This is a genomic window from Streptomyces sp. B3I8 (assembly GCF_030816915.1).
Classification (GTDB): Bacteria; Actinomycetota; Actinomycetes; order Streptomycetales; family Streptomycetaceae; genus Streptomyces.
The window spans coordinates 4,204,343-4,229,457 of the sequence record NZ_JAUSYN010000002.1 but is presented as its reverse complement, the minus strand read 5'-3'; the positions used below and the strand labels follow the sequence as shown (position 1 = coordinate 4,229,457).

Annotated in this window: 20 protein-coding genes and 1 pseudogene; 7 read left to right on the top strand and 14 right to left on the bottom strand. The window is 72.3% G+C overall.

The genetic code is table 11. The annotated features are described in order from the left end of the window. Positions 1-145 precede the first annotated feature (145 nt). Complete coding sequence (locus QFZ64_RS21020) at positions 146-1,330, top strand: serine hydrolase (protein ID WP_307067973.1); 1,185 nt, start codon at positions 146-148, stop codon at positions 1,328-1,330. A 124-nt stretch (positions 1,331-1,454) separates the two neighbouring features. Here QFZ64_RS21020 and QFZ64_RS21015 read toward each other — a convergent pair whose 3' ends face one another. Continuing rightward, positions 1,455-3,161, bottom strand: a complete 1,707-nt coding sequence (locus QFZ64_RS21015; RefSeq protein WP_307067971.1) for a glycerol-3-phosphate dehydrogenase/oxidase — start codon at positions 3,159-3,161, stop codon at positions 1,455-1,457. Positions 3,162-3,497: 336 nt separating this feature from the next. Between QFZ64_RS21015 and QFZ64_RS21010 the strand changes: the two genes are divergently transcribed. Further along, positions 3,498-4,724: a nucleotide sugar dehydrogenase gene (locus tag QFZ64_RS21010; RefSeq protein WP_307067970.1), complete on the top strand. Its 1,227-nt coding sequence runs from the start codon at positions 3,498-3,500 to the stop codon at positions 4,722-4,724. A gap of 554 nt (positions 4,725-5,278) precedes the next feature. Here QFZ64_RS21010 and QFZ64_RS21005 read toward each other — a convergent pair. From QFZ64_RS21005 to QFZ64_RS20990, 4 genes are all read right to left on the bottom strand, one after another. Next, a complete protein-coding gene (locus QFZ64_RS21005) occupies positions 5,279-6,403 on the bottom strand; it encodes a GuaB3 family IMP dehydrogenase-related protein (protein ID WP_307067968.1) in 1,125 nt (374 codons plus the stop codon). Between the two features lie 151 nt (positions 6,404-6,554). Next, positions 6,555-8,057: an IMP dehydrogenase gene (guaB, locus tag QFZ64_RS21000; protein ID WP_307067966.1), complete on the bottom strand. Its 1,503-nt coding sequence runs from the start codon at positions 8,055-8,057 to the stop codon at positions 6,555-6,557. Positions 8,058-8,314: 257 nt separating this feature from the next. Next, entirely contained in the window at positions 8,315-8,890 is a 576-nt protein-coding gene (locus QFZ64_RS20995) for a sigma-70 family RNA polymerase sigma factor (protein WP_030380446.1), read from the bottom strand. A gap of 256 nt (positions 8,891-9,146) precedes the next feature. Beyond that, entirely contained in the window at positions 9,147-9,758 is a 612-nt protein-coding gene (locus tag QFZ64_RS20990; RefSeq protein ID WP_003948568.1) for a response regulator transcription factor, read from the bottom strand. 427 nt (positions 9,759-10,185) lie between these two features. Here QFZ64_RS20990 and QFZ64_RS20985 point away from each other — a divergent pair. Then, a pseudogene (locus QFZ64_RS20985) lies at positions 10,186-10,521 on the top strand (WhiB family transcriptional regulator); the annotation flags it as partial. A 308-nt stretch (positions 10,522-10,829) separates the two neighbouring features. Here QFZ64_RS20985 and QFZ64_RS20980 read toward each other — a convergent pair. Further along, a complete protein-coding gene (locus tag QFZ64_RS20980; RefSeq protein WP_307067963.1) occupies positions 10,830-11,750 on the bottom strand; it encodes a LysR family transcriptional regulator in 921 nt (306 codons plus the stop codon). Positions 11,751-11,830: 80 nt separating this feature from the next. Between QFZ64_RS20980 and QFZ64_RS20975 the strand changes: the two genes are divergently transcribed. The 3 genes from QFZ64_RS20975 (at position 11,831) to QFZ64_RS20965 (ending at position 15,782) form a co-directional block, all read left to right on the top strand. Beyond that, positions 11,831-12,505, top strand: coding sequence for an MOSC domain-containing protein (locus QFZ64_RS20975; RefSeq protein ID WP_307067961.1), 675 nt, complete (start codon positions 11,831-11,833; stop codon positions 12,503-12,505). Positions 12,506-12,629: 124 nt separating this feature from the next. Next, the gene (locus QFZ64_RS20970) at positions 12,630-13,403 is read left to right on the top strand and encodes an SDR family oxidoreductase (RefSeq protein WP_307067959.1); all 774 of its coding nucleotides are present in this window, start codon (positions 12,630-12,632) and stop codon (positions 13,401-13,403) included. 549 nt (positions 13,404-13,952) lie between these two features. Next, positions 13,953-15,782 carry a hypothetical protein gene (locus QFZ64_RS20965; protein ID WP_307067956.1) on the top strand — a complete coding sequence of 610 codons (1,830 nt, stop codon included), beginning with the start codon at positions 13,953-13,955 and terminating at the stop codon, positions 15,780-15,782. Positions 15,783-15,827: 45 nt separating this feature from the next. On the opposite strand, the gene QFZ64_RS20960 is transcribed toward QFZ64_RS20965, so the two are convergent. The 4 genes from QFZ64_RS20960 to QFZ64_RS20945 form a co-directional block, all read right to left on the bottom strand. Next, complete coding sequence (locus tag QFZ64_RS20960) at positions 15,828-17,276, bottom strand: hypothetical protein (protein ID WP_307067954.1); 1,449 nt, start codon at positions 17,274-17,276, stop codon at positions 15,828-15,830. A gap of 241 nt (positions 17,277-17,517) precedes the next feature. Beyond that, a complete protein-coding gene (gene groL, locus QFZ64_RS20955) occupies positions 17,518-19,143 on the bottom strand; it encodes a chaperonin GroEL (RefSeq protein WP_307067952.1) in 1,626 nt (541 codons plus the stop codon). A 122-nt stretch (positions 19,144-19,265) separates the two neighbouring features. Further along, positions 19,266-19,574 carry a co-chaperone GroES gene (gene groES / locus QFZ64_RS20950; protein ID WP_067397107.1) on the bottom strand — a complete coding sequence of 103 codons (309 nt, stop codon included), beginning with the start codon at positions 19,572-19,574 and terminating at the stop codon, positions 19,266-19,268. A 317-nt stretch (positions 19,575-19,891) separates the two neighbouring features. Continuing rightward, positions 19,892-20,881: a polysaccharide deacetylase family protein gene (locus QFZ64_RS20945; protein ID WP_307067949.1), complete on the bottom strand. Its 990-nt coding sequence runs from the start codon at positions 20,879-20,881 to the stop codon at positions 19,892-19,894. A 203-nt stretch (positions 20,882-21,084) separates the two neighbouring features. Between QFZ64_RS20945 and QFZ64_RS20940 the strand changes: the two genes are divergently transcribed. Beyond that, entirely contained in the window at positions 21,085-22,260 is a 1,176-nt protein-coding gene (locus tag QFZ64_RS20940; RefSeq protein WP_307067948.1) for a methyltransferase domain-containing protein, read from the top strand. Between the two features lie 18 nt (positions 22,261-22,278). On the opposite strand, the gene QFZ64_RS20935 is transcribed toward QFZ64_RS20940, so the two are convergent. The 4 genes from QFZ64_RS20935 to tsaB form a co-directional block, all read right to left on the bottom strand. Next, positions 22,279-22,530 (bottom strand): hypothetical protein, encoded by a 252-nt coding sequence (locus QFZ64_RS20935; protein ID WP_307067946.1) that lies wholly within the window; start codon positions 22,528-22,530, stop codon positions 22,279-22,281. Between the two features lie 96 nt (positions 22,531-22,626). Next, positions 22,627-23,769, bottom strand: a complete 1,143-nt coding sequence (gene tsaD, locus QFZ64_RS20930; RefSeq protein ID WP_307067944.1) for a tRNA (adenosine(37)-N6)-threonylcarbamoyltransferase complex transferase subunit TsaD — start codon at positions 23,767-23,769, stop codon at positions 22,627-22,629. Further along, positions 23,762-24,322 (bottom strand): ribosomal protein S18-alanine N-acetyltransferase, encoded by a 561-nt coding sequence (gene rimI, locus QFZ64_RS20925; protein WP_307071790.1) that lies wholly within the window; start codon positions 24,320-24,322, stop codon positions 23,762-23,764. The genes tsaD and rimI overlap by 8 nt, the downstream gene beginning before the upstream one ends. An 83-nt stretch (positions 24,323-24,405) precedes the next feature. Beyond that, positions 24,406-25,068 carry a tRNA (adenosine(37)-N6)-threonylcarbamoyltransferase complex dimerization subunit type 1 TsaB gene (tsaB, locus tag QFZ64_RS20920; RefSeq protein ID WP_307067941.1) on the bottom strand — a complete coding sequence of 221 codons (663 nt, stop codon included), beginning with the start codon at positions 25,066-25,068 and terminating at the stop codon, positions 24,406-24,408. Between the last annotated feature and the right edge of the window lie 47 nt (positions 25,069-25,115).

Here is a 25,115-nt window from a genome sequence, read left to right as displayed (position 1 = left end):
GCCCAGGGTGCCCGTACGACGGCCCGGCCCGGGCGCGCGGCGCCCACGGCCGGACCTCCGCCCGGAGCGGGCGCGCTCCCACCACCTGGCGCACACGGACGACCTGCCTCCCTCCATGATGTGCGGTGACGAAACGAGGACGCCGATGCCGCTTCGCCGGGTCCGCCACTCCCTGGTGGCCGTGGCCATGAGCCTCCCCCTGCTCGCGCTCGCCCCCCACGACCCCGCGGCACCGACCGTCCCCGGGGTTCGGGGAAGGCCGGCGACGGACACCGTCCTGTCGATTCTGGTCTCTCGTACGGGAGTTCCCGCCGGCGCGCTCCTCACTCAGGGCCCGACGGGTTCTCACTTCGCCCACGCGGAAGACGACTCGACGCCCACCGCGGCCGAGGAGGACACCGACGGCGATGCCGACGCCAGGGACGGCGGTGCCAGGGCCGAGGGCGGACACGGAGGCAGGGCGGGAAACGGAGGCGGGGGCGGTCTCCGTCTCTCCGACCACTTCCGGGCCGGCAACGTCACCAAGACCTTCCTGGCCACCGTCGTCCTCCAACTCGCCGCCGAGCACCGTCTGTCGCTGTCGGACTCCGTCGAGGACCATCTGCCCGGGCTGGTGCACGGACACGGCAACGACGGCAACGCCCTCACCCTGCGTTCCCTGCTCACGCAGACCAGCGGCCTGGCCGACTTCACCGCGGACACCAGGGGCCGGGTACCCCTGCCCCCGCGCGAGGCCGTGCGTCTCGCTCTCACCCACTCCCCCGCGGCGCCGGGCCGCTACTCGTACTCCAACACCAACTACGTACTGCTCGGCATGGTCGTGCGGCAGGTGACCGGGCACTCGTACGCGGCCGAGGCCGAGCGCCGCATCCTCACCCCCCTGCGTCTGACGGGCACCTCCTTCCCGGGCTCCCGCACCACTCTTCCCTCCCCGCACGGCCGGGCCTACGCCGCCGACGGGTCCGACGTCACCGCGCTCGACCCGCGCGTGGCCGGCGCGGCGGGTGAGCTGGTGACCACACTCGCCGACCTCGGCCGCTTCTACGCGGCCCTGCTCGGCGGTGAACTGCTGCCCCCGCACTGGCTGCACGAGATGCTCGACACCCGTGCCGCACAAGGCGTGTACGGCGCGGGCATTTATCCGGTGACCCTTCCGTGCGGGACGACCGTGTGGGGACACTCCGGCCGGATACCGGGCAGCTACGTGCGCACCGCGGCCACCGTCGACGGTCGCCGTGTACTCACCTACCGTGTGAACACGGACGCGTTCGCCGACTCCGGCCTCGAGCGGGACCTGCTGTCGGCCGGGTTCTGCGCCCGCACCCCGTAGAACGACCGGGTTCCGAACGGAGATCCCACCTCGGGCCACCCGTTCGAGTGAAACAGCGCAGCGGGGAAACGGCGAAGCGGCCAGGCCGGGAGACGGAGAAGCGGGGAACCAGCGAGACCGCCGGCTACAGCGGCACGATGTCCGGCGCACCCAGCCGTGCCGCGTCGGCCGTCAGGTCGTCCGGCTGGCGCTGCGACTCGCGCTCGGCCTCGACGCGCTTCTCGTAGTGCTGGACCTCGCGCTCGATCCGGTCCTCGTCCCAGCCCAGTACCGGCGCCATCAGACGCGCGGCCTCCCGGGCGCTGCGCGTCCCGCGGTCGAAGGTCTCGATGGAGATGCGGGTGCGCCGGGTCAGGACGTCGTCCAGGTGCCGGGCGCCCTCGTGCGAGGCGGCGTAGACGACCTCGGCGCGCAGGTAGTCGTCGGCGCCCGGGAGCGGCGCGCCGAGCGAGGGGTCCTCCACGATCAGGTCGAGGACCTCCTGGGTGAGTGAGCCGTAACGGTTCAGCAGGTGTTCGAGCCGCACCACGTGCAGGCCGGTCCGCGCGGCGGTGCGCGCCCGCGTGTTCCACAGCGCCCGGTAGCCCTCGGCACCGAGCAGCGGAACGTCCTCGGTGACGCAGTCCGCGACCCGCTGGTCCAGGCCGTGCACCGCCTCGTCCACCGCGTCCTTGGCCATGACCCGGTACGTCGTGTACTTGCCGCCCGCGACGACCACGAGACCCGGCACCGGGTGGGCGACCGTGTGCTCGCGGGAGAGTTTGCTGGTGGCGTCCGACTCCCCGGCGAGCAGTGGGCGCAGCCCCGCGTACACGCCCTGGACGTCGTCCCGGGTGAGGGGCACCGCGAGCACGGAGTTGACGTGTTCGAGCAGGTAGTCGATGTCGGCGCTGGAGGCCGCCGGGTGGGCCTTGTCCAGGTCCCAGTCGGTGTCGGTGGTGCCGACGATCCAGTGCCGCCCCCAGGGGATCACGAACAGGACGGACTTCTCGGTGCGCAGGATGAGCCCGGTGGTGGAGTGGATGCGGTCCTTGGGCACGACCAGATGGATACCCTTGGAGGCCCGCACGTGGAACTGGCCGCGCTCGCCGACCATCGCCTGGGTGTCGTCGGTCCACACCCCGGTCGCGTTGACGACCTGCTTGGCGCGCACCTCGTACTCCCCGCCGCCCTCGACGTCCTGCACGCGGGCGCCGACGACACGCTCGCCCTCGCGCAGGAACCCGGTGACGCGCGCGCGGTTGGCGACCCGGGCGCCGTAGGAGGCGGCGGTGCGCACCAGGGTGGCGACGTAACGGGCGTCGTCCATCTGCGCGTCGTAATACTGCAACGCGCCGACCAGGGCGTCCTTCTTCAGGCAGGGAGCCACGCGCAGGGCATGGCGGCGGGTCAGGTGACGGTGTCCGGGCAGGCCGCGGCCATGGCTCCGGGCCATCGACATGGCGTCGTAGAGTGCGACGCCCGAGCCCGCGTACAGCCGCTCCCAGCCCTTGTGCTGAAGGGGGTAGAGGAACGGGACCGGTTTGACCAGGTGGGGGGCGAGGCGTTCGAGCAGCAGTCCACGCTCCTTCAGCGCCTCGCGCACCAGTGCGAAGTCGAGCATCTCCAGATAGCGCAGTCCGCCGTGGATGAGCTTGCTGGACCGGCTGGAGGTGCCGGACGCCCAGTCACGGGCCTCGACCAGTCCCGTGGACAGGCCGCGGGTTGCAGCGTCCAGGGCCGTGCCCGCGCCGACCACGCCCGCTCCCACGACCAGCACGTCCAGCTCGCGCTCGGCCATTCCCGCCAGTGCCTCGGCGCGCTGCGCCGGACCCAGTGCCGCTGTCCTCACCGCTGCCTCCCGCTGTTCGTCGCGTCGGCCTCACCCGTCCGGCGAGTCCCGGCTCACAACCCCCGTGCCCGCAATTCTGACCGTCTTGCCGGACATCGGCCACCAGCCGCCCTCAGCCTGTGGACAACCGCGCGCGCCGGGCCACCCGCGCACACCGGAAGCCGCCCGCGCGGCGCCCGAGCACGCCCGCGCCCACCGGAACACTCATGAAGACGCGCCGAACCAATCCAGCAATTCGGTCATATTTACTCCTAGTCTGACATTGCGCTCGCTCATTCTGTCCACTGGGCTTGCGCGCCTGCCCCGCTCCGGTTATTGGGAAGGACGGCCCACCCCATGCCCGCAGATCTCGCCGTCATCGGACTCGGTCACCTGGGCATGCCCCTGGCCCAGGCCGCTGTGACAGCCGGTATTCCCACCGTCGGATACCGCACGGGGCCGGACGCCGGCTCCCTCACCGCCGCGGAACTGCGCCGGATGCGCGCGAGCGGCTTCCGCGTCACCTCGGGCCCCGCCGAGCTCGGCCGCGTCCGCACCGCCGTCATCTGCCCTCCCACTCCGCGCGGCGACGACGGCGCGCTCGACCTCGGACAGGTGGAGGCCGCCGCCCGCGCCCTCGCGGCCCGGCTGCGCCCGCACACCACGGTGATCCTGGAGTCGGCCGTGTACCCGGGGACCACGGAGGAATTCCTGCGCCCGCTGCTGGAGGAGGGGTCCGGACTGCGGGCCGGCCGCGACTTCCACCTCGCGTACTCGCCGAGCCGCGTCGACCCCGGCAACCGCGGCTTCACCCCCGCCAACACCCCCAAGGTGATCGGCGGGCTCACCCCCGCCTGCACCGAGTCGGCCGCCGCGTTCTACGGCCGCCTCACCGACAAGGTGGTACGCGCGCGCGGCCCGCGCGAGGCGGAGACCGTGCAACTTCTGGAGACCAACTACCGGCACGTCAACATCGCGCTCGTCAACGAGATGGCCGTGCTCTGCCACGAACTCGGCGTCGACCTGTGGGACGTCGTGCGCTGCGCGGAGACCAAGCCGTTCGGCTTCCAGGCGTTCCGCCCCGGCCCCGGCGTCGGCGGCCACGCCGTCCCGCTCGACGACCTGACCGGCCCCCACGGAGCCGTCGCCGCCGGCCGCACGCTGCGCATGGTGGAGCTCGCCCAGCAGGTCAACGACGACATGCCGCAGTACGTCGTCCAGCGCGCCGCCGCGCTCCTCAACGAACACGGCAAGTCCGCGCGGGCCGCACGCGTGCTGCTGCTGGGCGTCACCTACAAGCCGGACGTCGCCGACCTGGAGGGCGCACCGGCGCACGAGATCGCCGTACGGCTGACGGAGCTCGGCGCCTCCGTGAGCTACCACGACCCGCTGGTGCACTCCTGGAACGTGCTCGGCCGCCCCGTGCCGCGCGCGGACTCGCTCTACGAGGCGGTCGCCGACGCCGACCTGACGATCCTGCTCCAGCAGCACCGCACGTACGACCTCCAGGGCCTGTCGGTCAAGGCCCAGCTTCTCCTCGACACGCGCGGGGCGGCACCCACAGGGGCGGCACATCGGTTGTGAAGGGGGCGCGCGGGTGAACGGCGAGCTTCCGGAGCTGGTGGCACACGGGCGATACCGCCGCTACCGTGGGATCGCCGGAGCCCGCCCCAGTGGGCACTGAGGCAGGCTCCAAGATGGTTCACGGAGTGTCCACCCCTAATCGTCGTAGGGGTGGCCGCTCACCATCCAAAAATCCGCAAGATCCACCTCCTCCGGCACTGCACCGTCCGAGGACGGATCCGGTCCCAGCGGGTGGGCCTGCGGTGACGTCCCATGGGCGCCCCCTTCCACGACGCTGCCCAGAGACCCGGTGGACAGCACGTGCGAACTCGGGCCGGGCCCCGACGGCCGGGGTCCGGAACGATGTCCTTGGAAGAGGGCGACCCAGACAACTGGGGCGCCGGAAACGGACGCTACCGTCCCGGCGGCGCCGTACCGCCCGTTTTCACCGCGAACCACCGCACGCCCCCTTCTGCGAAAACGTGCTCCCAGCACCGCAGTTGGGCATGCGAAAGGGGCCCGGCCGCCCCTCTCGGACGGCCGGGCCCCTTTCCGCGCTCAGGCGCGGCGCGGTGTCACCGCTTGTGCTGCGAGTCCGCCACCGTCACCTCGACGCGCTGGAACTCCTTGAGCTCGCTGTAGCCGGTCGTGGCCATGGCACGGCGCAGGGCGCCGAAGATGTTCATGGAGCCGTCCGGGATGCGCGAGGGGCCGGTGAGGACCTCCTCTATGGTGCCGACCGTGCCGAGGTCGACCTTCTGGCCGCGCGGCAGCTCCTCGTTGACCGCCTCCATGCCCCAGTGGTGGCCGCGGCCCGGCGCGTCCGTCGCGCGGGCGAGCGGGGAACCCATCATCACGGAGTCGGCGCCGCACGCGATCGCCTTGGGCAGGTCACCGGACCAGCCGACACCGCCGTCAGCGATCACGTGGACGTACCGGCCGCCGGACTCGTCCATGTAGTCGCGGCGGGCCGCCGCCACGTCCGCGACGGCCGTGGCCATCGGGACCTGGATGCCGAGCACATTGCGCGTGGTGTGCGCGGCGCCGCCGCCGAAACCGACCAGGACGCCCGCCGCACCCGTCCGCATCAGGTGCAGGGCCGCGGTGTAGGTGGCGCAGCCACCGACGATCACCGGGACGTCGAGCTCGTAGATGAACTGCTTCAGGTTGAGCGGCTCGTGGGAACCGGACACGTGTTCGGCTGAGACCGTCGTCCCGCGGATGACGAAGATGTCCACGCCCGCGTCGACGACCGCCTTGGAGAACTGGGCCGTGCGCTGCGGGGACAGTGCCGCCGCCGTGACGACGCCGGAGTCGCGCACCTCCTTGATGCGCTGCCCGATCAGCTCTTCCTTGATGGGCGCCCGGTAGATCTCCTGCAGCCGGCGGCTGGCGCTCTCCGCGGGCAGCTCGACGATCTCGTCGAGGAGGGGCTGCGGGTCCTCGTACCGCGTCCACAGACCCTCGAGGTTCAGCACGCCGAGGCCGCCGAGCTCACCGATCCGGATCGCGGTGGCCGGGGAGACGACCGAGTCCATGGGGGCGGCCAGGAACGGCAGCTCGAACCGGTAGGCGTCGATCTGCCAGGCTATCGAGACCTCCTTCGGGTCCCGCGTACGGCGGCTGGGGACGACGGCGATGTCGTCGAAGGCGTACGCCCGGCGGCCGCGCTTGCCGCGCCCGATCTCGATCTCAGTCACGTCTGTGGCCTTTCCCTGATGCGTTGCAGCGCCTTCCAGTATCCCCGACGGGTGCACCGGCGTCCCCGCGCAGGTACGCGCAAGGGCGGCCCCGGAGCTTCCGGGACCGCCCTTCGGCCGTCTCACACACGCGCGGAGCCCGCGCGCGGGCTCACTGCCGGCTGTAGTTGGGCGCCTCGACCGTCATCTGGATGTCGTGCGGGTGGGACTCCTTCAGACCCGCCGAGGTGATCCGGACGAACTTGCCGTTGCTCTGGAGCTCGGGGACCGTGCGGCCGCCGACGTAGAACATCGACTGGCGCAGGCCGCCGACGAGCTGGTGGACGACCGAGGAGAGAGGGCCCCGGTAGGGCACCTGGCCCTCGATGCCCTCGGGGACGAGCTGCTCGTCGGAGGCGACGCCCTCCTGGAAGTAGCGGTCCTTGGAGAACGACTTGCGGTCGCCGCGGGTCTGCATGGCACCGAGCGACCCCATGCCGCGGTACGACTTGAACTGCTTGCCGTTGATGAACATCAGCTCGCCCGGCGACTCCTCGCAGCCCGCGAGCAACGAGCCCAGCATCACCGTGTCGGCGCCCGCGACCAGGGCCTTGGCGATGTCGCCGGAGTACTGCAGTCCGCCGTCGCCGATGACCGGGACCCCGGCCTCCTTGGCGGCGAGCGACGCCTCGTAGATGGCCGTCACCTGGGGGACGCCGATGCCGGCGACGACCCGCGTCGTGCAGATGGAGCCGGGGCCGACGCCGACCTTGATGCCGTCCACTCCGGAGTCGATGAGCGCCTGGGCGGCGTCACGGGTGGCGATGTTGCCGCCGATGACATCCACGTGGGAGTTCGACTTGATCTTGGCGACCATGTCGCCCACGAGCCGGGAGTGGCCGTGCGCGGTGTCGACGACGATGAAGTCGACGCCCGCCTCGATCAACGCCTGGGCGCGCTCGAAGGCGTCACCGGCGACGCCGACCGCGGCTCCGACCAGCAGGCGCCCCCGGGCGTCCTTGGCGGCGTGGGGGTACTTCTCGGCCTTGACGAAGTCCTTGACGGTGATGAGGCCCTTGAGAACACCGTGGTCGTCGACGAGCGGCAGCTTCTCGATCTTGTGGCGGCGCAGCAGCTCCATGGCGTCCACACCGGAGATGCCGACCTTGCCGGTGACCAGCGGCATCGGCGTCATGACCTCGCTCACCCGGCGGGAGCGGTCGTTCTCGAAGGCCATGTCGCGGTTGGTGACGATGCCGAGCAGCTTGCCCGCGCCGTCGGTGACCGGCACACCGCTGATGCGGAACTTGGCGCACAGCGCGTCGGCCTCGGCGAGGGTGGCGTCCGGGTGGATGGTGATCGGATCGGCCACCATGCCGGACTCGGACCGCTTGACCAGGTCGACCTGGTTGGCCTGGTCCTCGATGGACAGGTTGCGGTGCAGCACGCCGACGCCGCCCTGGCGGGCCATCGCGATCGCCATGCGGGACTCGGTCACCTTGTCCATGGCGGCGGACAGCAGCGGGATGTTGACCCGCACGTTCTTGGAGACGTACGAGGCGGTGTCGATCTCGTCGGGAGCCATGTCCGACGGGCCCGGCAGCAGCAGCACGTCGTCGTAGGTCAGCCCGAGTGTCGCGAATTTCTCGGGCACTCCGTCGACGTTGGCAGTCATGACACCTTCCCCATATGGCCTTGCTCGGTGCGGATGTCCATGCTAACGGGAAGCACGGTCGCCTCATTCCACGGAAGGGGCGACCGGCCCGCTTCGTACGTTCATGCTGTCGCACGTTCACGCCGTCGTACGTTCATATCTCCGTACGCGGCCGGTGACCTGCGCGTTCACCGAAGCGGCGGGTCCGTGGTGTGGGGGGCATCACGGCGGAAGCCGCGGGCCGGTGACGGCCACTGCTCCGCGCGGGCAGGTGACGGCTACTGCTCCGCCAGCGCCCGCAGCCGGCTCAGCGCGCGGTGCTGGGCGACCCGGACCGCGCCCGGGGACATGCCGAGCATCTGTCCGGTCTCCTCGGCGGTCAGGCCCACCGCGATGCGCAGCAGGAGCAGCTCCCGCTGATTCTCGGGGAGGTTGGCGAGAAGTTTCTTGGCCCAGGCGGCATCGCTGCTGAGCAGGGCGCGTTCCTCCGGACCGAGCGAGTCGTCCGCGCGTTCCGGCATCTCGTCGGACGGGACGGCGGTGGAGCCGGGGTGACGCATGGCCGCCCGCTGCAGGTCCGCGACCTTGTGCGCGGCGATGGCGAAGACGAACGCCTCGAACGGGCGCCCGGTGTCCTTGTAGCGCGGCAGCGCGAGCAGGACGGCGACGCAGACCTCCTGGGCGAGGTCCTCGACGAAATGGCGGGCGTCCCCGGGCAGACGCGAGAGCCGGGTGCGGCAGTAGCGCAGGGCCAGCGGATGGACGCGGGCGAGCAGGTCGTGCGTGGCCTGCTCGTCGCCGTCGACGGCGCGGTGGACGAGTGCACCGATCACCGTCGTCTCGTCGTCGCGCATCGGTCCATGGTGCCTTGGCGCCGCGGGCTCCGTGACACCGTGCCCGTACTTGTGCACCGAAGCGTTATGAGCAGGTGCGCCGGAAGCCATGTCCTGCGCCCTCCCCTCCCGCTCGACAGACTCGTCCCCGAGGAACTCCACACCTCAAGGATGCGGCATCCGCGGCGAAACCGGCGGCGGGTGCCCGGCGCACCCCCGTGCCACCCCCGCCCACCTGCCGGTAGGCGGGGTTTCCCGTGCCCCCGCGGTCGTCCACCTAGCGGACCAGGCCCCAGCGGAAGCCCAGGGCCACCGCGTGGGCGCGGTCCGAGGCGCCGAGTTTCTTGAACAGCCGCCGGGCATGGGTCTTGACCGTGTCCTCGGAGAGGAACAGCTCGCGGCCGATCTCGGCGTTGGAACGGCCGTGGCTCATGCCCTCCAGGACCTGGATCTCGCGCGCAGTGAGCGTGGGCGCGGCGCCCATCTCGGCGGAGCGCAGCCGGCGGGGGGCGAGCCGCCAGGTGGGGTCGGCCAGGGCCTGGGTGACGGTGGCCCGCAGTTCGGCGCGGGAGGCGTCCTTGTGCAGATAGCCGCGGGCGCCGGCGGCGACGGCGAGGGCCACGCCGTCCAGGTCCTCGGCGACGGTGAGCATGATGATGCGCGCACCGGGGTCCGCCGACAGCAGCCGACGCACGGTCTCGACGCCGCCCAGGCCGGGCATGCGTACGTCCATCAGAATCAAATCCGAACGGTCCGCTCCCCAGCGGCGGAGGACTTCCTCGCCGTTGGCCGCGGTCGTCACGCGCTCGACGCCGGGCACGGTCGCGACCGCGCGGCGGAGCGCCTCTCGGGCAAGCGGGGAGTCGTCGCAGACGAGGACGGATGTCATGGCCGCCCTCCGCAGCTGATGCGCGTCACCTTGAGCCTCCAGGCTGGTACGAATCGTCACCGGTGCGGTCGACGCTCGTGGGCAGTGGATGCACCTGCCCGAGCGCGTGTTCCTTCAACCGCCATCCGCACTCTCAACGATGGTCACTCGAAAGAGTTACGGTGCAGCGAGCCGCCTTCGGCACTGTACGTGAGGGCGCGGACACGGTGCAGACATGCGGGGCGGACCCGCGAACTTTCCTCACAGGGCGTGCCCCATTCGGCCGTTTTTCTTCCCGTTTGCTGGTGTCTGGGGCTAGATTCTCAATGAGTCATATTTTCATCTCCTTAGATCGTGGTACGTCGTTATCGCAGACATCCATGTGGTGCTGACGGTGCGGACGGTCATGAGCACGCATCCGCTCAGAACGGCAACGAGGGGACACGCAATGGCAGATTTCTCCCGCCTTCCCGGTCCGAACGCGGATCTGTGGGACTGGCAGCTCCTCGCGGCCTGCCGCGGGGTCGACAGCTCGCTCTTCTTCCACCCCGAGGGAGAACGGGGTGCGGCACGGAGCGCCCGCGAGAACTCGGCCAAGGAGGTGTGCATGAGGTGCCCCGTGCGCGCCGAGTGCGCGGCTCACGCGCTGGCGGTACGCGAGCCGTACGGCGTATGGGGTGGACTGACGGAGGACGAGCGCGAGGAGCTCATGGGGCGGGCGCGCAACCGACTGGTGCCGGCGACGACACCGGCCTCGGCACGCGGCGAAGGCCACGTCTCACACCACGGCTCACATCACGGCTCGCACAACGGCGCCGCTCACTCGGGCGCTTCTCACTCAGGCGCTCCGCACTCCGGCGCCGCTCACTCCGGTGTTTCGCACTCGGGCCTTTCGAACAACTGAAGGAACGTTTCTTCCGATACGTCGGCGTTTCGGTTCACCGCGTTTCGAATCGCCGCGTGCCGATTCCCCGCGGTGTGATGCGATGCGTTGCCGAATCAAAGGTTGCCGACCACTTACGTTTCCGACGCTTTACCGCCCGGGCACGCGTGCGCGCGCCCCTCACCGGCATGTTTCACGCACGAGCCCCCTCAGATCGCCGCGGTGGAATCCCGCCGGGGACCGGCCGCGCGGGACAGCTCCCGCAACGTGGCCGTGACCGCCGGGACCTGGGCCAGGTCCGGCAGAGTGAGGGCGACGACCTCACGCCGCACCTCGGGTTCCAGGGTCACCGTGCGCGCACCCCTCGGACGTACGGACTCCACCGCGAGCTGCGGCAGGACGGCCACGCCGAGGCCCGCGCCGACCAGGCCGACCACGGCCGGGTAGTCGTCGGTCGCGAAGTCGATCCGGGGCGTGAAGCCCGCCGCGCGGCACACCTCGACGAGCTGTCCGCGGCAGCGGGGGCAGCCGGCGATCCACGGCTCGGCGGCGAGGTCACCGATGGCGACGGAGCCGGCCCCGGCCAGCCGGTGGCGTTCGGGCACCAGTGCGACGAGCCGGTCGGTGAGCAGGGGGCGCACGACCAGGTCGTCCCACTCCTCCGCCCCGGTCGCGCCCGCGTAGCGGAACGCCAGGGCCACGTCGCAGTCGCCCGCACGCAGCAGTTCGACCGACCGCGGCGGCTCGGCCTCCTCCAAGGACACCCGGGTCCCTGGATGCGCGGCACGCAGGGCGGCCAGCGCGGTGGGCACCAGCGTGGAGCTGCCGCTGGGGAAGGAGACCAGCCGTACCCGCCCTGCGCGCAGTCCGGCGATGGCCGCGATCTCCTCCTCCGCGGCCGTGAGCCCGGCGAGGATGCCCGAGGCATGCCGGACGAGGGCCTCACCGGCCTGGGTCAGCCGTATCTCCCGGCCGCCGCGGACGAGGAGGGGCGTGCCGACGGACGCCTCCAGCGCCTTCATCTGCTGGCTGACGGCAGGCTGGGTGCAGCCGAGCCGGCGCCCCGCGGCCGAGAAGGAGCCGGTGGTGGCCACAGCGCGCAGTACGCGGAGATGACGGGCTTCTATCACGCCCCGAGTATAAGTCTTTCTTGGGCCGGAAGCAGAATAATGCGGTGACGCTTTGAGAGTGCCACGATTACCCTGCGGCCATGAAGGTTCTCAGCGTGAACGTCGGACGCCCTCTCGCCGTGCCGTACACCTCGCAGCCGGAGGGGCTCACAGGCATCGACAAGAGGCCGGTGGAGGGCCCGGTGCGGGTGACGGCACCCGGGCCGAAGGGCGTCGGGGGAAGCGGGCTCGCCGGTGACGCGGTGTGCGACCGGCGGCACCACGGCGGGAACGACCAGGCTGTGTACGCGTACGCGCGGGAAGACCTGGACGAGTGGGAGCGTGAGCTGGGACGCCGCCTGCGCAACGGGGAGTTCGGCGAGAACCTGACGACGCAGGGGCTGGACCTCTCGCACGCGGAGATAGGCGAGCGGTGGCGGGTCGGGGGTGAGGACGGACCGTTGTTGGAGGTGTCGAGCGGACGCATTCCCTGCCGGACGTTCCAGGGGTATCTCGGCGAGCGGGGATGGGTGAAGCGCTTCTCGCGGACGGGGCTCACGGGGGCGTATCTGCGCGTCGTCGAGGAGGGGACGGTACGGGCCGGTGCCGCGGTGGAGATCGTACGGCGGCCGGGGCACGGGGTGACGACGACGATGGAGTTCCGGGCGACGACGACGGAACGGGAGCTGCTGCCGCGGCTCGCGGCGGCCGGGGAGGCGCTGCACACCGAGGTGCGCGAGGAACTGGAGCGTCTGCGCGGGGCCGCGTCGGCGTGAACGCAGGAGCGTCGGAGCCGGTGCGGGCGCTGGGGGCGCGGTGCGAAGGCGACGCGGTCGCGAAGGTGGCGCCGTGCGCCCGCTGAGCGGCCGGGATCTTCGCCGCACGCCCTAGCCTTGGCGCATGACTACCGCTCTGATCACGGGATCGACCTCCGGCATCGGTTCCGCCTTCGCGCGGCGGCTCGGGGCCGACGGCCACAGCCTCGTTCTCGTCGCCCGGGACACCGCGCGCCTGCGCGAGCAGGCGACCGAACTGCACGACCGCCACGGCGTCGAGGTCGAGGTGCTCACCGCGGACCTCGCCACGGACGCCGGCATCGACGCCGTCGCCGCCCGCCTGGGCGACCGTACGCACCCGGTCGACCTGCTGGTCAACAACGCCGGCTTCGGCAACAAGGGCCGCTACCTCGACGTGTCGATGGCCGACGAGCTCCGCATGCTCAAGGTGCACTGCGAGGCCGTGCTGCGGCTGACCTCTGCCGCGTCCGACGCCATGCGGGAGCGCGGGCGGGGCGGGGTCGTCAACATCGCGTCCGTGGCCGCGTTCGTCCCGCGCGGTACGTACGGGGCGTCCAAGGCGTGGGTCGTGCAGTTCACCCAGGGTGCGGCGAAGGACCTCGCCGGCAGCGGCGTACGGCTGATGGCGCTGTGCCCCGGCTTCACCCGTACCGAGTTCCACCAGCGGGCCGGGATGGGCACGGGCAACATCCCCGGCTGGATGTGGCTCGACGCGGACAAGGTGGTCGAGACGGGACTGGCGGACCTGGCCCGAGGCAAGTCGCTGTCCATCCCCGACCCCCGCTACAAGACGCTCATGGGCCTGGCCAAGCTGACCCCGCGCCCGCTGCTCGGCACGTTCACCGCCCGGACGGGGCGCAAGTACGGGCCGCAGTAGCCGGGGCCGCCCCGGGACGACCGGAGGTCCCGTCAGTCCCGTCAGTCCCGTCAGTCCCTGGCGGTGGGCTCCAGCGGTGAGTTCGCGGAGGCGGTCCTCGACATGGCCGGGGACCCCACGCCCCCGTTCGGCCGGGCCACGAGGTCGACCGTGCGCACGGCCAGGCCGCGCAGGGGCCGACGGGCCTCCGTGCAGGGGTGGTCGGGCCTTCGTGCAGGGGCCGACGGGCCTTCGTGCAGGGGTGGTCGGGTATGCCGAGGAAGTCGTCCCGCACCACGATCCGGCCCTCGCCGGTCAGCGGTTCTGTGCGGTGGGACGGTGTCACTCGGCCGGCCACCCCTGTGTACCGCAGCGCAGCCGGTCGACGGCCCAGCGGCTGACGTCCGGGGCGGCCTACGGCGTCGGCCTCGTCGTCAGCGGGTGTGTCACCCGAACGTGTGATCTGCCGCTGGGCGACCCCCCTGTTGTGCGTTCGTGCGGCGTAGCGTCCTCGTGACCACGGCGGACGTGAAGTCGTGGACGACGTGCAAGGGGAGAGGGCGGCATCGCGTGAACGCGGACACCGGTGGCCGGGACGGGGCGTTCGTCGGCGGCTCCGACACGGGGCGGACGGTCGGTGCGGCGGCGGAGGCCGGCACGCCGCGGGAGCGGGTGCCGGGGCGGGTGTGGACGGTGCGGCTGGACCCGTTCGGCGGTCCGTCCTCGGGCGCGGTCCGGCTCAGTTGCTCCTGCCCGGGCTGCGGCGATCAGCGGCTGCCCGGCGCGCCCGAGGGGCGCAGGGCCGCGGTCGCGCACGTCAACGCGCATCTCGCCGGTATCCGTACGGGGGGCGGGCCGCGTGCAGAGGCCTGGTGCGGATGCCGGGCCGCCGACTGCGCCTGGCACTCGCCCGAGATCCTCACCGGGCGGCGCGCGGGGACCCGGCCGGCGTCGGGCGGGGGGCGCTGCGGGGGGTCCGTGGTTCTGACGGTGTTCGCGGACCGTGCGGGGCGGCTGTGGCGGATCGCGGAGGTGTGCGCGCGCTGCGCGGCGGCCACCCAGGGATGCCGGGTGCTGGACACGGCCGCGTCGCCCCCGGCACGTTCGGCCCCGCCTGCGGCGGGTGCGGACGCACGGGGGCCGGGGCGAGGGCCGGAGTCGGTGGTGGCTGTCTTCTCCGACCGCGGAGCGTCGTCCGCGGGGTCGGGGGGTCCGGGGGGCGGCGTGCCGCCGGTTCCGGCTCCGGCTTCCGTCGCCGTCGGGGGTCTCGGAGCCGCCGGGGATCCTGTCACCGGCGGGGCTTCCGACGCCGGTGGGGCTGCCGGCCCGAGGACGCGGACCGTGCCGAAGCCCGGTACGGGGGGCCGGGCGGCCCCGGTGCCCGGTGCCCGTACCGGCGCGCCACGCGGGGCGGCCCGGCGGTCGAGGCAGTGGGGGAAGATCGCGCAGCGGCTCGTGCCGTACGACCTTCAGCCCGACGTGCTGCGGCTGGAACTCGTCGAACTCGGCGACGCGTTCCGTGCGTACCAGCGCAGTCCCGAGCCCGATCTCGCCCTCCTCGCCGGGCTCCACGACCGCAAGGCCCGCGCGTTCGCCCTGTGGGCCGACGTCACCGGCGACCACACGTTGCGCGAGGAGGCCGAACGGGCGGAGAAGGCCGCGCAGGCCGCCCGCGAGATGAACGAGAACCGCATGGGCGTGCCCGCGGGCGAGGGCGGGCCGGCGGTCGAGCGGCTGCTGAGCCGCTCCCAGGCCGTGCACGCCCGTACGGTGCTGGCGCACGTCCGGGACCATGCCCCGCATCCTGAACCCGAGGTGCGGCTGGCGGTGTTCATGCTCACCCTGCGGGCCGCGCGCGCCGGCCTGGGGAACGTCACCGGGCAGGACTTCACCGGCTGGCTGCAGGGCGACGCCGAGCAGGTGCTCCAGCGGCTCGTCGACTCGGACTGGCTGCGGCTGCCCGACACGGTCACCGTCGCCGACGCGCTGGTCGCCCGGTCCGAGGATCCCGCCCAGATCACCGTCCCGACGCTGCTGCCGACCGCGCCCCGCCCGTTCTCCTTCGGCAAGGTCAGCCGCGCGCGGTTGTCCGGCTGGGCCCAGAAGGTGGTGGGCGACCGGAAGCTGCGCAAGAAGAAGGCGGACGCCGCGACCCGGCTACTGGCGCTGTACACCGCCGGCCACGTCCGCCCCGACGGCCGCCTCGGGGCCGTCGACGACGACGGCCTCGATCTGGCCGAGGCCGTCACGTTCTGCGGGGTTTCCCTGGAGGAGACGGGCCCGCACGTCGAACGGCTGCTCGCGGCGGACTGGCTCACCGAGGGCGAGGCCGACCCGGACGCGGGCCGGCTGCGGGGACGGCTCTCCACCCGGGTGCTGTCGCTGGGGGCGCTGCTCTGAGGGCTGTTCCGGGAGAGGGGATCTGTTCCGGCCCGTTTCAGAGGCCTACGGGGCGTCGTCGCCCAACGGTCGCTCCCCCGGCTCGTCCTCCGCTGCGCAGGCCGCGCGTATCTCCGCCAACAGCTCCGGGTAGCGCTCGCCGTACGTCTCGGTCGCCGCGTACACCGCGTCCAGAGCGGCACGCAACGGATCGGGGTCGGCGGCGGCCGGTACGGCGGGGAGGGCGAAGTGCGGTTGCGAGATGCGGCCACGGGGGCGGTCGGAGGACGGGGACTCCACCACCACCGAGGCGGGCAGCACGGCCCACATGGCTCTCGGTGGACCCGGAGTCAGCGTTCCCGACGACGGCAATACCGTCCGTGATGTGGGCGCGGGGCCGTCCGGCGTCCGGGAGGGTTCCAGGCTCCCCAGGTACTTGCCGAGTCCCTGCCGTCGCGTCGGCGCACCGTCCGGGAGAGCGACGCCCGGTTCCTCCGAGGCGTCCGGTTCCTCCGCGCGGGCCGGCCTCCGCACGAGTGGGGCCGGCGGTGCCGGCGGTTCGTACGGTGAGCGCTCGGGCGGTACGGCCCCCAGTACCGACCGGTCGGGGACGCGCGGGTCGGAGCGAAGGGTCTCGCTCAGCAGGGTGTGATCGTCGAACGGCGAGGGCAGTGGGGTCCCTTCGGCCGCCGCGGTGAGGGCGTCGCTGACCCACGGAACGGCCGTCAGGCCCGCCTCTTCGCAGGCCCGGCGGGCGGCGAGGAGTGCCACCGCGCGCTGAGTCCCGGCGGTGGCGGCACCCAGTGCGTGCACCAGGTCGGGGTCGAAACGCAGCAGGCCGAGCACGTTCCCGCCCACCGCGCGCAGTCTCTCGCTCGGCAGCCGGCCGCCCCACTCCCACGCCTCCCTGTGCAACCGCCACTCCTCGTAGGCCCGTTCCTTCGCCTCGCGGGCCCGACGTTCGGTTTCGGCGCGTTCCTCGGGGGTGGGGGGCGGGGGAAGTTCCCGGGCGAACTCGTGCCAGTACTCGGCGACGGCCGAGGTCTGTCGCACCACGCGGTCGGGGGCGGGCGGCGCGGGCCAGAACTGCAGGAGGTAGCTGTCCACCTGCGGTTCCTCGCCCACCCTCGTGTCCAGGTCACGTCCGGCGTCCATCCCCCGGGCGCAGTAACGCACCCGGTGGTCCGTCTCGGGCAGGTCCAGGGGCCAGGAGCCCTCACCCGCCCACTGCACGAGAAGAGTGCGCTCGGAAGCCGGGCGGAAGGAGACTTCCACGACGTCCTCCCAAGCAGGGTCCAACGCCGGGGCCTCGTCGTGGATCTCGACGGTGAAGCCGACGTGGCCGGTGTGCAGGCCTGTGAGCAGAAAGAGAGTGCCGGGGACGGCGGCACCGCAGAGACCCCCCGTCTGACCCGCGAACACCTCGTGGAAGCCCGGGGACAACTCCCCGGGATCACTCTCGACGTAGAGCTGGCTGTAGTGGACGTGAACCTCACCGGTCACGGGTGTGCGCATGCTGGCCCCTCCCCTGTCGTCGCCTGCCCTCGCAGCATGGCGCACGCCACTGACAATCGGGCCTCCCGCACCCCGGGGTCGACTCGCCGCCGCATCCCGAAGGCGCCTCGCCGCCACACCCCCAAAGACGACACAGTCCCCGCCACCCCATGAACAGGGTGCGGGGACTGTGGCCCGCTCGCTCAGCGGCCGGTGCTCGGAGAGCCGAGGCTCGTCGAGCCGGTGCTCAGCGAACCGGACTTCAGTGCGAGTGCCCGTGGCTGTGGCCCGCGGCGGCCGGCTCTTCCTCTTCCTTCTTCTCGACGACGAGGGTCTCGGTCGTCAGGAGGAGGGAGGCGATGGACGCGGCGTTCTCCAGGGCGGAGCGGGTGACCTTGACCGGGTCGATGACGCCGGCCTTGACCAGGTCGCCGTACTCGCCGGTGGCGGCGTTGAAGCCCTGACCCTTGTCGAGCTCGGCCACCTTGGAGGTGATGACGTAGCCCTCGAGGCCGGCGTTCTCGGCGATCCAGCGCAGCGGCTCGACGGCGGCGCGGCGGACGACGGCGACACCGGTGGCCTCGTCACCGGTCTTGCCGAGGTTGCCCTCCAGGACCTTCACGGCGTGGACGAGCGCGGAGCCACCACCGGAGACGATGCCCTCCTCGACCGCGGCGCGGGTCGCGGAGATGGCGTCCTCCAGACGGTGCTTCTTCTCCTTCAGCTCCACCTCGGTGGCGGCGCCGACCTTGATCACGCACACGCCGCCGGCCAGCTTCGCGAGGCGCTCCTGGAGCTTCTCGCGGTCCCAGTCGGAGTCCGTGGTCTCGATCTCGGCCTTGATCTGGGCGACGCGGCCCTGGACGTCGGCGCTGTTGCCGCCGCCGTCCACGAGCGTGGTGTCGTCCTTGGTGATCGTTACCCGGCGGGCGGTGCCGAGCACGTCCAGGCCGACCTGGTCGAGCTTGAGGCCGACCTCCTCGGCGATGACGGTGGCACCGGTGAGGGTGGCCATGTCGCCGAGCATCGCCTTGCGGCGGTCGCCGAAGCCGGGGGCCTTCACCGCGACGGCGTTGAACGTGCCGCGGATCTTGTTGACGACCAGCGTCGACAGGGCCTCGCCCTCGACGTCCTCCGCGATGATCAGCAGCGGCTTCGAGGAGTTGGTCTGGATGATCTTCTCGAGCAGCGGCAGCATGTCCGCGATGGAGGAGATCTTGCCCTGGTGGATGAGGATGTACGGGTCGTCGAGGACGGCCTCCATGCGCTCCTGGTCCGTCACGAAGTACGGCGACAGGTAGCCCTTGTCGAAGGCCATGCCCTCGGTGAAGTCCAGCTCCAGACCGAAGGTGTTGGACTCCTCGACGGTGATGACACCGTCCTTGCCGACCTTGTCCATCGCCTCGGCGATGAGCTCGCCGACCTGGCTGTCCTGGGCGGACAGCCCGGCGACGGCGGCGATGTCGGACTTCTCCTCGATCGGCCGCGCGGTGGCGAGCAGCTCCTCGGAGACGGCCTTGACCGCGGCGTCGATGCCCTTCTTCAGGGCGGCCGGGGAGGCACCGGCGGCGACGTTGCGCAGGCCCTCGCGGACCAGCGCCTGGGCCAGCACGGTGGCGGTGGTCGTACCGTCACCCGCGATGTCGTTGGTCTTGGTCGCCACCTCCTTCACCAGCTGGGCACCGAGGTTCTCGTACGGGTCCTCGACCTCGACCTCGCGGGCGATGGTGACACCGTCGTTGGTGATGGTGGGGGCGCCGAACTTCTTGTCGATGACGACGTTGCGGCCCTTGGGGCCGATCGTCACCTTCACCGTGTCGGCAAGCTTGTTGACGCCGCGCTCGAGGGCGCGACGGGCGTCCTCGTCGAACTTCAGGATCTTCGCCATGGGAGCGTGAGCCCTCTTTCGAATTCTGGGTGAAAAAGGCACTGCGCCCCGGACGCCCGGCTACCGGTAGGTCGCGGGGGGCCAGGGGCGCAGCTCACAGCAGGAATGCTGAGGTGAATTGCTTACTTCTCGATGATCGCGAGCACGTCGCGGGCCGAGAGGACGAGGTACTCCTCGTTGTTGTACTTCACCTCGGTGCCGCCGTACTTGCTGTAGAGCACGACGTCGCCGACCTTGACGTCGAGCGGAAGGCGGTTGCCGTCCTCGAAGCGGCCCGGGCCCACGGCCAGGACGACGCCCTCCTGGGGCTTCTCCTTGGCAGTGTCCGGGATGACCAGGCCAGAAGCCGTGGTCTGCTCGGCGTCCAGCGGCTGGACCACAATGCGGTCCTCGAGCGGCTTGATGGCAACCTTGGAGCTGGTGGTCGTCACGATCCGACCTCCCCCTTCGGAGATCTCACGGGGTTAACTGTCTGAGGTGGCGACCAGGTGGATCCGTCGTCGCGGGTGCCGGACCTGCCCGTCGCGTCGTTGGCACTCTCCGGTGGGGAGTGCCAGAGCCGAGACTATGACCGCGATTAGCACTCGGTCAAGCGGAGTGCCAGTTCGCCGTGTGGCTGTGTCGGAATCCGGAGGCCGGCCGTACCGGTTTCCGGGGGCCCGCCGTGCCGCGTTCCGGACGCCGGCCGTGCCGGATTCCGGGCGCCGCCAGGTACCTGCGGCGGCCGCCGGCCGGGCGCGCGGCCGTCTCACCGCAGGTAGTCCTCCAGGCGGGCCACCGCGTACCCCTCCGCCGTGACCTTGTTCAGGAAGCGGCGCATGTCGTCGACCATCGTGCCGTCCCACTCGTCCTTGCCGCGGAAGTGGGTGAGGACGATGTCCCCGGGGTGCAGGCTGCGGTCGTCCTCGCGGTACTCCCAGTGGTCGACGTAGACCTCCTCGTCCCAGATCGGCGCGTACTCGACGCCGCAGGACTTCGCCGCGACCAGGGTGTCCCGGTTGTAGTTGCCGTAGGGCGGGCGCATCATCCGCGGGCGTCTGCCGAACTGCTCGCGCATGATGTCCTGCATGGCACAGATCTCGTGCCGCTGCTCCTTGTACGACAGCCCCGGCAGGTAGGGGTGGTGCAGGGTGTGGTTGTCGACGCCCGCGCCCAGCTCCCGCATCGTGCGGAAGTAGCCGTAGTCGTCCTTGACCAGGTAGTTGGTGAGGAACGCCGTGTACGGCACCCTCAGCTCGCTCATCATCCTCAGGAACTCGGGGTCCTTCTCGGCTCCGTCGTCGATGGTGAGGAAGACGACCTTGTCCCTGGTGGGGACGGTGGTGAAGACCGGCGGCAGGTCGTCGCCGTCCTCCACCTCGAAGCCCTCGCGCGTGGTGATGACCGGCTTCTTCGCGGGGGGCGGGGGTGCCGGGAGGGGCGTGCCCTTCAGGCCCCAGCGCTTCGCCGCCGCGACCCGTGCGGTGTGCGCGGCGCGCAGCTTGGTGGCGTACGAGTCCAGGGCGCGTGCCGGGGGCGCCTGGAGCTTCCGCTTGCCGCCGCCATGCGCGCCCTGGGCGTTCTGTGCGCCGTGCGCGCCGGTCGACGCGGCAGGTGGTGCGGAGCATCCGGAGGCGAGCGCGGCCACCGCGAGCAGCGCGAGGCTTCCGCGCGCCACCGCCGGCGCGACCCCGCGCGCCCGCCGCACATGCGTCGCACCCTTTGCCCGGGATTCATCGTTTTGTCGTACGAGTCGCATGGCGCCGGATCCTCGCAGCCACCCGCTCCCGCGCCCGCCCGACACCGCGACCGGTCGCGCACCGTCCACCGACCGGCCGCGCGCCATCCACCGACCGGCCCACAGCGGCCCCCCAGCGGCCCGCACCGGCCCTCAGCGGCCCGCACCGGTTCTCGTCGGCCCGCGGCGCCCCGCCCCCTCTCGCCCTGACCCACAATGATCAGGTGAACGACGCCTCCTTCGCCGCCCTGCTCACCGCCGAGGGCCACGCCCTCCTCGACGAGGTGCGCGGCACCGACCCGGCGCGGGAACTCGCCGTCGCCACCCGGCTGCGCCGCACGCACCCCGCCGAGCTGGTGTCGGCCGCCCTCGCCCAGGCCCGGCTGCGGCAGCGGGCGGCGGCGAAGTTCCCGGCCGCCGACGCCGAACGGATGTTCTTCACCGCGAACGGGGTCGAGCAGTCGACGCGCACCACGGTGGCGGAGTACCGCGCCCGGCGGCTGCGCGCGCTCGGCGTCACCTCGGTCGCCGACCTGTGCTGCGGCATCGGCGGCGACGCCCTCGCGCTCGCCCGTGCCGGCATCCGGGTCCTGGCGGTGGACCGGGACCCGCTCACCGCGACGGTGGCCCGGGCGAACGCCGAGGCGCTCGGTCTCGACGGGCTGATCGAGGTGCGCGAGGCGGACGTCACCGAGGTCGACACGTCCGGGTACGACGCGGTCTTCGTGGATCCCGCGCGGCGCGGCGGACGCGGCCGGGTGTTCGACCCGGAGGCCTACTCGCCCCCGCTCTCCTGGGCCCTCACCGCCGCCCGCAGCGCCCCGCACGCCGCGCTCAAGGTCGCGCCCGGCATCCCCCACGAGGCGGTGCCGGACGAGGCCGAGGCGGAGTGGATCTCCGACGGCGGGGACGTCAAGGAGGCGGTGCTGTGGTTCGGCACCGAGCCCGGCCTCGTACGGTCCACGCTGCTGCCGGACGGGCACACCCTGCGCGGCCGCGGCCTCCCCGACCCGCCGGTCCGCCCCCTGGGCCGCTACCTGTACGAGCCCGACGGCGCCGTCGTCCGGGCGCATCTGGTGGCCGAGGTGGCCGAGGAGGTCGGCGGCGGGCTCATCGACGCGACGATCGCGTACGTCACCGCCGACGCGCCCCTGCCCACCCCGTACGCGACCCGCTACGAGATCACCGACCAGCTGCCCTTCAACGTCAAGCGGTTGAAGGCCCTGCTGCGCGAACGCGAGGTCGGCGTCCTGACCGTCAAGAAGCGGGGCTCGGCCGTCGAGCCGGAGGAACTGCGGCGCAAGGTGCTGCCGAAGCCGTACGGCCGCGCGGCGGTCACGGTCTTCCTGACGCGGCGGCAGGGAGCGCCGGTGATGCTGCTGGGGCACCCGGCGCCATAGGGACGCAAGGCGCCCCCGTCACACCTGTTCGAACCGCCAACGGTGCACCGGCCGGGTCACCAACTCCCCGCCCGGCTCCGGGAGTTCGGGCAGGCCGGGGTCGTCGTAGGGGGCGTCCCACCAGGTGATGACGAGGACCCTGTCCTGCGGGGCGCGGAAGGTCTCGCGGCGCAGCGGGGCGGGGGTCAGCTCCTGCTCCCCCGTCCAGGCGAGCAGCTCCTCGCCCCGCCCGGCCACCGCCCGGGCCTCCCACATCAGCGCGACGGTCACGCGTGCCGGCCCTCCCTCACGGTCATGAGCCCCTCCGTCATGAGCGCCTCCGTCACGAGTCCCTCCGTCACGAGTCCCACGTCACGAACCTCAACCTCACGAGTACAGGTTCTCCTTGCTCACCTCGTGCACGTGGTCGTGTCCCTGGTGGTGGCCGTGAGCCTCACCGTGCGCGGGGCCGGGCACGTGCGACTGTGTCACCGGCAGCGACGAGTCCGCCGACAGGTCCCACGCGGACGCGGCACGGTTGCGGGCCACCATCTCCGCGCCCAGCGCGGCGACCATCGCCCCGTTGTCCGTGCACAGCTTGGGCCGGGGCACGCGCAGCCGGATGCCGGCCGCCTCGCACCGCTCCTGCGCCAGCGCACGCAGCCGGGAGTTGGCGGCGACACCGCCGCCGATCATCAGGTGGTCGACGCCCTCGTCCTTGCAGACCCGTACGGCCTTGCGGGTGAGCACGTCCACCACCGCCTCCTGGAAGGAGGCCGCCACGTCCCGCACCGGCACCTCCTCGCCCGCCGCCCGCTTCGCCTCGATCCAACGGGCCACGGCCGTCTTGAGGCCGGAGAAGGAGAAGTCGTACGGGGCGTCGCGGGGGCCGGTCAGTCCGCGCGGGAACGCGATGGCCGCCGGGTCGCCCTCGCGCGCGTACCGGTCGATGACGGGGCCGCCGGGGAAGCCGAGGTTCAGCACCCGGGCGACCTTGTCGAACGCCTCGCCCGCCGCGTCGTCGATGGTGGCGCCCATCGGCCGTACGTCGGAGGTGATGTCCGAGGAGAGCAGGAGCGAGGAGTGGCCGCCGGAGACCAGCAGCGCCACCGTCGGCTCGGGCAGCGGGCCGTGCTCCAACTGGTCCACACAGATGTGCGAGGCGAGGTGGTTGACGCCGTACAGCGGCTTGCCCAGCGCGTAGGCGTACGCCTTCGCCGCCGAGACGCCGACCAGCAGCGCCCCGGCGAGTCCGGGACCGGCGGTGACGGCGATGCCGTCGAGGTCGCGGGCGGTGACCCCGGCCTCCTTCAGGGCCCGCTGGATGGTCGGGACCATGGCCTCCAGATGGGCGCGGGAGGCGACCTCGGGAACCACGCCGCCGAAGCGGGCGTGCTCGTCGACGCTGGAGGCGACGGCGTCCGCGAGCAGCGTGGTGCCGCGCACGATGCCGACACCGGTCTCGTCGCAGGAGGTCTCGATGCCGAGGACGAGGGGCTCGTCGCGTCGGGCGGCAGCTGAGTCAGCCATGGGGGTCGGTTCCTTGTACTGGTCCTGATACGGGTCCGGGGCCGGGTTCGCGTCCGGGTTCGGATTCGGGTTCGGGCAGTGGCTCCGGTGGTTGGCCGACGGGGACGGCGGCCGCCGGATCCGGCAGGCGCATGACGACGGCGTCCACGTTGCCGGGCTGGTAGTAGCCGCGTCGGAAGCCGATGGCCTCGAAGCCGAAGCGCTCGTACAGCTTCTGTGCGCGCGCGTTGTCGACACGGCATTCGAGCAGGACCTCGCCGCACTCGAACGCGGTGGCGGCCCGCAGCAGTCCGGTCAGCAGCCGGCCGCCGAGTCCGGTGCCCCACTGGTCGCGGGCGACCGCGATGGTCTGTACGTCGCCCTGGTCGCCCAGTGCGGCGAGGCCCGCGTAGCCGACGATGCGGTCCCCGGTGACGGCGACGTAGTAGCGGCGGGTCGCCTCCGGGCCGCGCGAGTGGGCCAGTTCGGACCAGAACATGCCGCGCGACCAGGCGTCCTCGGGGAACAGCTCGCGTTCCAGCTCCAGCACGGGGTCGATGTCCCACCAGCGCATCTCGCGCAGCGTGGGGTGCGCGGTGCCCTCGAAGGTGCCGGGGGCGCCGGGGGTCTCGGGGGTGCCGGGGGTCTCGGGTGGGGTCACTTGGGGGTGACCACCTTGTAGTTCTTGGGCACCTGCGCGTCGGGGCGGCGCAGGTAGAGCGGGCGGGGCGGCAGCAGCCCGGCGCCGGCGGCGAGCCGTTCCGACGCGAGGGAGGCCAGCGCGGCGGCCGACACGTGCGCGGGGCCCCGGACGTCCGGGAAGGTGTCCGGGTAGAGGGCGGCTCCCGCGCCGACGGCGGGGAGTCCGGCGACCGCGTCCGCGAGGTCGGCGGGGCGGTCGACGGCCGGCTCGGTGGTCCGGGTGCGCGGGTCGTCGTAGCGCGCCCAGTAGACCTCCTTGCGCCGGGCGTCGGTGGCGACGACGAAGGGGCCGCTCACGCCCGCGTCGGCGGCCTCGAAGGCGAGGGCGTCCAGCGTGCACAGGCCGTACACCGGGACGCCGAGCGCGAGCCCGAAGGTGTCGGCGGTCATCAGACCGACGCGCAGCCCGGTGTAGGGGCCGGGGCCGACCCCCACGACGATGCCGGTGACGGCGTCCAGCCGGGTGCCCGCCTCGGCGAGGACCCGGTCGACGGCGGGCAGCAGCAGCTCCCCGTGGCGGCGGGCGTCGACCTGGCCGGCGGAGGCGACGACGGACGTGCCGTCGTGCAGCGCGACGGTCACGGCGGGGGTGGCGGTATCCAGAGCGAGCAAGAGCACGCGAACAGCCTACGGCGCCGGAGCCCGGCGTACCGGCGAGCCGGTGC